This window comes from Methylobacterium sp. WL64, from assembly GCF_008039945.1.
Taxonomy (GTDB): Bacteria; Pseudomonadota; Alphaproteobacteria; order Rhizobiales; family Beijerinckiaceae; genus Methylobacterium.
Window position 1 is genome coordinate 21,601 of record NZ_VRVA01000066.1, and the last position, 9,971, is coordinate 31,571.

7 protein-coding genes are annotated in these 9,971 nt (G+C 61.1%); 3 read left to right on the forward strand and 4 right to left on the reverse strand.

The genetic code is table 11. From position 1 onward, the window contains the following. Positions 1-147: 147 nt before the first annotated feature. A complete protein-coding gene (gene proC, locus FV242_RS22205; RefSeq protein ID WP_147940434.1) occupies positions 148-984 on the reverse strand; it encodes a pyrroline-5-carboxylate reductase in 837 nt (278 codons plus the stop codon). Positions 985-1,083: 99 nt separating this feature from the next. Continuing rightward, the gene (locus tag FV242_RS22210) at positions 1,084-2,115 is read right to left on the reverse strand and encodes a transporter substrate-binding domain-containing protein (protein WP_246692817.1); all 1,032 of its coding nucleotides are present in this window, start codon (positions 2,113-2,115) and stop codon (positions 1,084-1,086) included. Positions 2,116-2,290: 175 nt separating this feature from the next. Between FV242_RS22210 and FV242_RS22215 the strand changes: the two genes are divergently transcribed. Next, positions 2,291-3,667 carry an FAD-binding oxidoreductase gene (locus FV242_RS22215; RefSeq protein WP_147940435.1) on the forward strand — a complete coding sequence of 459 codons (1,377 nt, stop codon included), beginning with the start codon at positions 2,291-2,293 and terminating at the stop codon, positions 3,665-3,667. Between the two features lie 108 nt (positions 3,668-3,775). Then, a complete protein-coding gene (locus FV242_RS22220) occupies positions 3,776-4,474 on the forward strand; it encodes a GntR family transcriptional regulator (RefSeq protein WP_147940436.1) in 699 nt (232 codons plus the stop codon). A 5-nt stretch (positions 4,475-4,479) separates the two neighbouring features. Here FV242_RS22220 and FV242_RS22225 read toward each other — a convergent pair whose 3' ends face one another. Next, positions 4,480-4,944, reverse strand: a complete 465-nt coding sequence (locus FV242_RS22225) for an Lrp/AsnC ligand binding domain-containing protein (protein WP_147940437.1) — start codon at positions 4,942-4,944, stop codon at positions 4,480-4,482. A 136-nt stretch (positions 4,945-5,080) separates the two neighbouring features. Here FV242_RS22225 and putA point away from each other — a divergent pair, with 136 nt between their 5' ends. Beyond that, on the forward strand, positions 5,081-8,767 hold the full coding sequence (gene putA / locus FV242_RS22230) for a trifunctional transcriptional regulator/proline dehydrogenase/L-glutamate gamma-semialdehyde dehydrogenase (protein WP_210248954.1): 3,687 nt from the start codon (positions 5,081-5,083) through the stop codon (positions 8,765-8,767). A gap of 386 nt (positions 8,768-9,153) precedes the next feature. Here putA and FV242_RS22235 read toward each other — a convergent pair. Continuing rightward, a partial coding sequence (locus tag FV242_RS22235; RefSeq protein ID WP_147940439.1) for a branched-chain amino acid ABC transporter permease occupies positions 9,154-9,971 on the reverse strand: 818 nt, incomplete at its 5' end.

Sequence of the window (9,971 nt, forward strand, 5' to 3'; positions counted from 1 at the left end):
CCCGATTTTAATTCGTCGGATCTGCCACAAAATCAATCAGTACTCAAAACGAGTTGATTTCCTAAAGGCCACGTTTGGTCCGTGATCAATAGACAGAACGGCGCAACACGTCATCAACTACACCTCCGTTGCCAATACATTACGAGTTCAGGGGTTGGCGCGGCGGTCAAAAAACTGACGCATCTCCTTTGCCCGGTAGTGAGCCGCATCGACAGCTCGCTTCAGCAGGTCGTCGAGAGCGTCGCCGTTCTCCAACACCTTCAATGCGGCATCCGTCGTACCGGCAGGACTGCGGACGGACGCTTTCAGGTCACCGGCATCCATGTTCCCATTTTGAAGTAACGCAGCAGCACCTGTGACCGTGTGAAGCGCAAGGCGCTTGGCCAAGCCGGCTTCAAGACCAGCGTGCTCTCCGGCTCGTTCAAGAGCCTGTACGAAAGCGAACACATACGCAGGACCGCTCCCGGAAATGGCAGTCGCTGCGTCTATAAGGTCCTCCTCCCCAACCCATTCCACGATCCCGGCGGGAGCAAGCAACGTTTCGCAGAGCGCTCGCTCGAATTCAGGTACCTCCGCTCCACACCACAGAACCGAGACGCCGGCTCCGACCATGGCTGGTGTGTTGGGCATGCACCGAACTACCCGCGCATCCGGCATTGCGACGTTGAAAGCCGCGGCCGGCACTCCTGCCGCGACGGACAGGATCAGACCGTTCGCTGAAGTCGTCTGCTGGAGTTCCGAAAGAAGGGCTGCGCAGGACTGCGGCTTCACGGCGACGACAGTCAACGCGGCCGATGCGTCCATAAGAGGGGTCACCGCAGGCGCGAATGCCGACCTTCGAGCTCCCGGAAGTCGACCTCTCGCGCGCGTCACATCCGGATCGATAACGAGCAAGCGACTGTCCGGGTGATGATTGAGGTAGCCTGTCACGAGCGCGGCCCCCATGTTGCCGCACCCTATGAGAGCGATATCGAAGTCGCGCAACCTAACGGCCTCCGGAAGTTGACATTCTATTGCATTCGATCTGCGTCCACCGACTCGGTAGTACGCTCAGAGCGCCGCAGACAAACCATTTTTTTGACGTTAGACGCCCTTATCGTTCGGATTTGCCACTGCCTTCTTCAATTTCTCGCTGATCGGGAAATTTAGATTGATCCCCTTTGGTGGGATTGGGCTCGTGAACCACTTGACGTAGAGCCGACCAAATTCACCGTCCTTCATCAGGCCGGCGATCGTGCGATCGACAAGCGCCTTAAAGGCGAGGTCATCTTTACGAATGATCAGCCCGTAGGGCTCGTCCCGGAGGCTGTTGTCGATGATGCGCCAGTCGCCAGGCCGAACGCTGTTTGCGACCACGCTCGCGAGCAGCACGTCATCCATAACGAATGCGACCGTACGGCCGGTATTCAGCGCTAGGAACGAGCCGGCATGGTCCGGGCTCATGATGTTACTGGTCTTGAATCCCTTTTCCTGTCCACGAGCGGCAAGCAGATTGATCGCTGTCGATCCAGCGGTCAGGGAGACAGGCTTATCGCCCAGATCTTCAAAAGACTTGATCGGAGAGTCTTTTTTGACCACGGCTCGTATGCTCGACACGAAAATGGTGTCGCTGAAAGTCACGACTTTCTGCCGCTCCAGCGTATTCGTCGCCGGACCGCAAACGATATCGATTGTGCCATTTTCAATGAGCGGGATTTGGTTCCCGAGTTGGATAGGCTGAAGCTTCGTCTGCAGACTGGGGAGCTTGAGTTCCGTTTTTACCGCGTCGCGGATTCGCTCGCACAAGTCGATCGCGAAGCCGACGGGTTTCTGATCGCCGTCGAGGTAGGAGAACGGCACCGACACCTCTCGGTAGCCGAGCTTGATTTCGCCAGTTTCTCTTACCCGCTCGAGCGTGTCCCCGGCACGAGCTTGAACCGTCGCGACAAGCATAGCCGTGACCAAGACGGCGGGGCGAATGCGATGTTTCAAAGGCTGGCTCCTCTGGCTCGGCTCGTTCGCCCACCCCGGGGGGGGGCTCACTCCGGCGGTCATGCCGGCCGAATCGACAATCTGCAAGCCAAAATCGGATACGATGTATGTTTTTAGCATACAATTCATGCGGTAGCGTATCATTTTCTCTACTACGGGCCCTCTCCTGTGTCACTGTTGCGCCCTTTCAGTCAGCCACCTGTTGGGCTTCAACCCTCAGCGAAAAAGTTGCGATCGCATTCGGAATATGCGAATTGGATAAAATCTGGGGCTCGTTCATTGCGCCGCTATACAGAGACGATCGAGCTTGGAAGGGACCATGACAGTGCGTGAAGAGACGACCGACGTTGCGATCGTCGGTGCCGGCAACATCGGCCTTGCCGTTGCCTACTACCTCGTCGTTCGGCACGGCGTTACCAATGTCACGCTCGTCGACTCCGGCGATCCGATGGCGATGACATCCGCCCAATCCGGTGAAAACTATCGCAATTGGTGGCCTCATCCGACCATGACGGCCTACACCGACCATGCCATCGACCTGCTGGAAGAGATCGCGGAAGCGAGCGGCAACCGAATACATATGAACCGACGCGGTTACGCGCTGGTCACACGCCGTGAGCGCCCTGAAGACCTTATCGCCGAGCTATACAAGGGATATGGTGATGGCGGGACGGGGCAGATCCGCATCCATGAGGGCGGGTCTGCCGCGATCTACCATCCGCCGATCTCCGCCGATTGGAAAACCGCCCCCGATAGCGTCGACGTTATCGTGGACCGTAATCTGATCCGGTCGCATTTTCCGAGCTTGGCCCCTGATGTGGCGACAATCTTCCACATCCGCCGAGCCGGCGACATCAGCGGCCAGCAACTCGGGCAGTACATGCTGGAGGCCGTTCGTAACGCCGGCGGCCGCATCAAGCGTGCCGCGGTGGAATCCATCGACGCAGGGTCGACCTTTGCGCTGAACCTCCGTACGACCGAGGGCCAAACCAAACTACGGGCGGACAGACTCGTCAACGCAGCAGGTCCCTTCTTCAGCAAAGTGGCGAATATGCTCGGCGAAGATCTGCCGCTTTCCTACATCTACCAGCAGAAGATCGCGTTCGAGGACCGCGAGGGCGCCATACCGCGTGATCTGCCCTTCACGATCGACCTCGACGGACAGGAACTCGCTTGGACCGAGGAGGAACGCGAGGTTCTGGCATGCGATCCCGACGCTGCGTTGCTGCTGCGCCAGCTCCCCGGCGGAGTCCATCGCCGACCCGAAGGAAGCCCGGATGGCCGGTGGATCAAGCTCGGATGGGCTTACAATACCACGCCGGGCGATCCGGAGGGCGAGCCGCCACTCGACCCGAACTACCCGGACGTGGTCCTCCGCGGCGCGAGCCGCCTCCACCCGGGACTTCGAGCCTACCTCGGACGGCTGCCACGCGGCACCCGTCACTACGGCGGCTACTACGCCATGACACCTGAAAATTGGCCCTTGATTGGTCCGATGCGCACCCCCGGCGCGTTCATGGCAGGCGCTCTGTCGGGCTTCGGGACAATGGCGGCTACCGCCACGGGTGCGGTCTGCGCCGCGTGGATGACAGGTGCCGAACTGCCGGCCTACGCCTCTACGCTTTCGCTCGATCGGTACGCGGATGCGGTTCTGATGGCCGAGCTGCACGAATCCGCCAGCAAAGGCGTGCTCTGAGATGGTCGGAGAGAGCACCACCAGGCGCCATGACGATGATCCCATGGTCTGGATGGGATTTGAGCAACCTGTATAGAACCGCGACAGGATCGACGCTGGATACGCTTGATGCCGAAATCTGCCGCCGCGCCGATCGCGGACGACAAGTTGCCGAAGGACGGCTCGAAACTGTCGGCTTCCGCGATGGTCCGCGAGGGTCTGAGGCGCGCGATCCTGGCAGGCGACTACGCCAGCGGCGGACAACTTCGTCAGGATGAACTGGCCGAGCGCTTCGGCACGAGCCGTATCCCGGTCCGGGAAGCGCTACGTCAGTTGGAGGCGGAAGGCTTGGTGACTATTGAGGTCAACAAGGGCGCCACCGTGACAGCCCTGTCGCTTTCTGAAGTCTTGGAACTCCTGGATATTCGCATCGCCCTCGAATGCAGAGCCTTGCAGCTCGCGATCCCAAATATGATCGACGCCGATTTCGAGGCGGCTGAAACAATTCTGCAGGATTATGCACGCTCGGGAGACCCCACCCAGTGGGGGGAGTCGAACTGGGCCTTCCACTCGGTTCTCTATGCTCCCTGCGGCCGTGAAAAGCTCCTCGGAATGATCGAGGCCAACTATGGACAGGTTGGCCGATTCACGCGGTTGAATGTCTCACGCGCTGCCGGCAAGGAGCGGCCGCTTCGGGAGCACTGGGAATTGCTCAACCACTGCCGTTCCGGCGCCGTGGCCAAGGCGACGGTCCTACTTGAGGAACATATTACCTACTCGCAAAAAGCGCTTGTCGCGGCCTTTCGAAAGCTGCCGAGTGATGGCTGATGACGCTAACGAACCGGCAGCGGTGCATCGTCCTTGATCTGCTCCATGACGGCGTAGGTGCGCGTCTCCTTCACTCCGGGTAGGTCGACCATGACTCCTCCGAGGAAGCGGCGGTAGGCGGCCATATCCCTGACCCGCACCTTTAGAAGGTAGTCGAACCCGCCTGCCACCATATGGCATTCCAAAATCTCGGGGACACGCCGGACGCCGTCGGCAAAGCGGTCAAACACGGCTGCGGTGGTCTTATCGAGCAGCACCTCGATGAACACGAGTAAGCCAAGGTCCAACTTCTCGGGGTCAAGGCGCGCGCGATAGCCGATGACGTAACCCTCGCGCGTCAGACGCTTCAAGCGCTCGCTCGTCGCCGTTGGCGACAACTTGAGTCGCTCCGCGAGGTCGACTGTCGATATCCGCCCATCCTCTTGCAAGATGCGGAGGATCGCCGCATCGAGCGTGTCCGTGATTTTCACTGCCGATGCTCGTTTTGTCGGTGATTTCGGCGAAACTTCGCACAGGACAGGCGATTTTAAAACGTCATATTTAAGGATAGAACCGCTCTATCCACCCGCTGTCAGAATGCGGACTTGAATGGAGTGCGGCATGTCGATGGCATTAGCCTTACAGCCTCATGGTGATGCGGCGAACGGTCTCGAGGCATTTCGAGCGGAATTGCCCTCCATGTCGCCTCTCCGTTCTGCGATCGTCGCGGCCTGTCGTCGTCCGGAGGCGGAATGCATCGGGTCGCTTTTGGCCCTTGCGCGGATGACGCCTCCGGCTGCCGCCCGCATCGCCGATACCGCGCGGCGACTCGTCGAGGGCCTTCGCAGCACGACGCGTCGGGGTGGCGTCGAGGGCTTGATCCGAGAGTACGATCTGTCGAGCCAGGAGGGCGTTGCACTCATGTGCCTTGCCGAAGCACTCCTGCGGATTCCGGATTCGGCGACCCGAGACGCGCTGATCCGTGACAAGATCGCGGGAGGCGATTGGGCCGCGCATCTCGGTCAAAGTTCGTCACCTTTCGTCAACGCAGCCACGTGGGGATTGCTCGTCACCGGCAAGCTCACGCATTCAACGAGCGAGGTCGGCTTGTCCGGAGCGTTGACGCGCCTGATCAGCCGCGGAGGCGAGCCGTTGATCCGCAAGGGGGTCAACCTGGCCATGCGATTGATGGGCGAGCAGTTCGTCACCGGACAGACGATCGCTGCCGCGCTGCGCAGGGCTCGTCGCATGGAAGAGCGCGGGTTCACCTACTCCTACGACATGCTGGGCGAGGCAGCCGTGACCGCCAGCGACGCGAAACGCTATCTTGTATCCTACGAAGGGGCTGTGCACGCCATCGGTCACGCGTCCGCCGGGCGCGGGCCCTACGCTGGACCGGGCATTTCGATCAAGCTGTCGGCGCTCCATCCTCGTTACGTCCGAGCCAAGCGCGCACGCGTCCTGGCCGAACTGGCGCCGCGGGTGTTGGGCCTCGCCCTGCTTGCCAAGCGATACGACATCGGCCTGAACATCGACGCCGAGGAGGCCGATCGCCTCGATCTATCGCTCGACATCCTGGAGATCCTTGCCGGTGCTCCGGAGCTGGCAGGTTGGAACGGGCTCGGTTTCGTCATCCAAGCTTACGGCAAGCGCTGCCCGTTCGTCGTCGACTACCTCGCCGATCTGGGCCGTCGGACCCATCGCCGTTTGATGGTGCGTCTGGTGAAGGGTGCCTATTGGGACACCGAAATCAAACGCGCCCAGGTCGATGGGCTTCCCGACTTTCCGGTATTCACCCGCAAAATCCATACGGACGTGTCCTACCTCGCCTGCGCGCGCAAACTCCTGGCTGCACCAGACGCCGTGTTTCCTCAATTTGCCACTCACAACGCGCAGACGCTCGCAAGCATCGTCGAGATGGCGGGTCCGGACTTCACCCCCGGCCAATACGAATTCCAGTGCCTGCACGGAATGGGCGAACCGCTGTACGAGTCCGTGGTCGGCATAGGTAGGCTGAATCGGCCCTGCCGAATTTATGCCCCCGTGGGTGGCCACGAGACGCTGCTTGCCTATCTTGTTCGCCGGCTTCTGGAGAACGGCGCAAATTCCTCGTTCGTCAATCGCATCGCGGACCAGACGGTACGGGTTGAAGATCTGATCACTGATCCCGTTGCGGTTGTAGAGGCGCAACCCGTACCTGGCGCTCCGCACCCGCGCATCGCGCTCCCGCGCGACCTGTTTGGCCCGTCCCGGCTCAACTCGGCCGGTCTGGATCTGAGCGACGAGTCGATCCTGGCGCAATTGGCCCACGATCTGACGGCCTATGTTGGTGGGGACTGGACCGCCTGCCCTGCCCACAGGACAGCAGGCCTCCCGTGCGAAGCCGTGCGCAACCCTGCGGACCACGGTGACGTAGTCGGGAGATCCATCTCCGCGCGACCGGAGGACATCGAATCCGCGCTTGCAAAAGCTGAGGCTGCGGCGCCGAATTGGGCCGGCACGTCATCCTTCACCCGTGCCAGCATTCTCTCCAAGGCGGCTGACGCCTTCGAGATGCGCATGCCGGTCCTGTTGGGTCTGACGGTGCGCGAAGCGGGCAAGTCCTTCGCCAACGCCGTGGCCGAAGTCCGAGAGGCTGTGGATTTTCTGCGCTTCTATGCAAACGAGGCCCAGCGACTGGGCGACGGTGCACGCCCTCTCGGACCGATCCTCTGCATCTCGCCCTGGAATTTTCCTCTGGCCATCTTTACCGGCCAAGTCGCCGCCGCTCTCGCTGCCGGCAACACGGTATTGGCCAAGCCTGCAGAGGAGACGCCACTTGTCGCGGCGGAGGCGGTGCGCCTGCTGCACGCTGCCGGCATCCCCACCGACGCACTTCACCTCATGCCTGGCGCGGGTGATACCGGCGCGAAGCTCGTCGGCGATGCCAGGGTTCGAGGCGTGATGTTCACAGGCTCAACCGACGTCGCACGTTTGATCCAGCGTCAACTCGCCGAACGCCTAAATCCGGACGGGCGTCCCGTCCCGTTCGTCGCCGAGACCGGCGGCCAGAACGTCATGATCGTGGATTCTTCGGCTCTGCCTGAACAGGTGGTGGCCGACGTGATAGCCTCAGCATTTGACTCGGCCGGGCAGCGATGCTCTGCCCTACGCATCCTCTGCCTCCAGGACGACGTCGCAGACCGAACGCTCGACATGCTTCGGGGGGCAATGTCCGAGCTGGAGGTTGGCGACCCGCGCCGCCTGTCGGTTGATGTCGGTCCCGTCATCTCGCAAAAGGCAAAGGATCGCATCGTAGGTCACGTCGAGGCGATGCGGGCGTGCGGCCACCGCGTCATCCAAGTCTCGACGATGGTCGCGACCGAACAGGGCACGTTCGTCCCTCCCACATTGATCGAGATTGATCGAATCGCCGACGTCGAAGCCGAGGTGTTCGGGCCAGTACTGCACGTGCTGCGCTACCGGCGTGACCAGCTCGATCGGCTACTCCTCGATATCGGAGCCTCCGGTTACGGTCTGACTTTCGGCCTTCACACACGGATCGAGGAGACCGTTGACCGTGTGTTGAGCCGGATAGAGGCGGGAAACGTCTACATAAACCGCAACGTCATCGGTGCGGTGGTCGGCGTGCAACCGTTCGGAGGCTCCGGCCTGTCGGGGACAGGCCCGAAGGCGGGGGGGCCGCTCTACCTGCGACGTCTTCTCTCGTGCACGAATTCGGCGTTGGTCTTGGCACCCATGGGCAAGAATTCAGCCTCTTCGACAGTCGACAGTTACATCGCATGGCTGCGACGAAATGGACATGAGGTCGTCGCAGAGCGCGTGGAAGCATTCGCAACGCGATCACCACTTGGCTTGCGTGTGGACCTGATCGGACCTGTTGGAGAGAACAATGTCTATAGTCTTTGCCCCCGAGGTCGAATCGCCGCGATCGCCGTCACCAAGCGAGGAGTTTTGGTTCAGGTTGGTGCCATTCTCGCGACCGGCAACACGGCGGTCGTCTCAGGCGAAGGCGCCTCCCCAGCCTTGTTTCACGGGCTTCCGGCGGACATCGCTGTAAAGGTGAAGCATGTGGTCGCACTCACAGACATCTCGCATATCCGTGCCGTAATGCACGAGGGCGGCCACGATAGTCTTCGAGCACTCGCTCGTTTCCTCGCCGATGGGCACGGCCCGATCCTTCCGATCCGGACGACCATATCTGAAGATTCGGGAGGCGATTACAACCTATTTGATCTCGTCGAGGAGCGTTCTTTATCAATAAATACAACCGCGGCTGGCGGCAATGCCAGTCTCATGTCGCTTGAAGATTAAGGTCTCTCCGCATTGAAGTAAGGTCCGTGGATGGAATTCGCGCCTGCGTCTTGTCGGCTAGAAGTGCCCAGCCGAGGATCTGCCGCCTTGGAACACGCACTGAACCACCCTATCCTGCCACGCAGAAGCGGCAGGGTCCTGTCTGCTTTTCCGGCGGACCGTCTTCGAAGCAGACGAACCGTTTCCGGCCAGACTTCGGCACGCCGGATCGCCATCACTTGCAAGACCGGACGTTCGGTTTGGATACAATCTCAATCGTAGGAGTGCTCATCGCCCATTCTTTGTAGCGGCCATTCGCCAGATCCGCTTAAAATTGACCGGAAACTCTTTCGGGTAGGAAGGTGACGTGATCATAAAATGTCCGCCTAATAACATAGTAGACGTAATCAGAGGGGCTTTCGGATCAGGCGCGCGATCAGGCCGACGATACCCTCGCGGAACAGCAATACGCAGAGCACGAAGACGCAGCCCTGGATGATGGTCACCCAGGCGCCGAACTGCGCCAGGTAGGTCTCCATCGTGACGATCACCAGTGCGCCGACAATCGGCCCGAACACCGTGCCCATGCCGCCCACCAGCGTCATCAGCACCACCTCACCCGACATCGACCAGTGGACGTCGGTCAGCGAGGCGAGCTGGAACACGATTGCTTTGGTCGAGCCCGCGAGCCCGGCGAGCGTCGCCGAGAGCACGAAAACCGCGAGCTTGTACTGGTTGGCGCGGTAGCCCAGCGAAATCGCCCGGGGCTCGTTGTCCCGGATCGCCTTGAGCACCTGCCCGAACGGCGAGTGGATGATCCGGTAGATCAGCAGCATCCCGGCCATGAAGACCACGCAGACGACGGCGTACATCGCCCGGTCGTCGGCGAGGCTGAACACCCCGAACAGGTTGCCGCGCGGCACCGCCTGGATGCCGTCCTCGCCGCCGGTGAACTTCGCCTGCAGCGAGAAGAAGTACGCCATCTGGGCGAGCGCCAGGGTGATCATCGAGAAGTAGATGCCCTGGCGGCGGATCGCCAGCGAGCCGAAGACCAGCCCGAGCAGGGCTGCCGTGGCGGTACCCGACAGGATCGCCAGCTCCGGCGTGAAACCGAGGCTCTTGGCCGTGTAGGCGCAGAGATAGCTCGCCATGCCGAAATAGGCGGCGTGACCGAACGAGAGCAGGCCGCCGTAGCCGAGCAGCAGGTTGAAGGCGAGCGCGAACA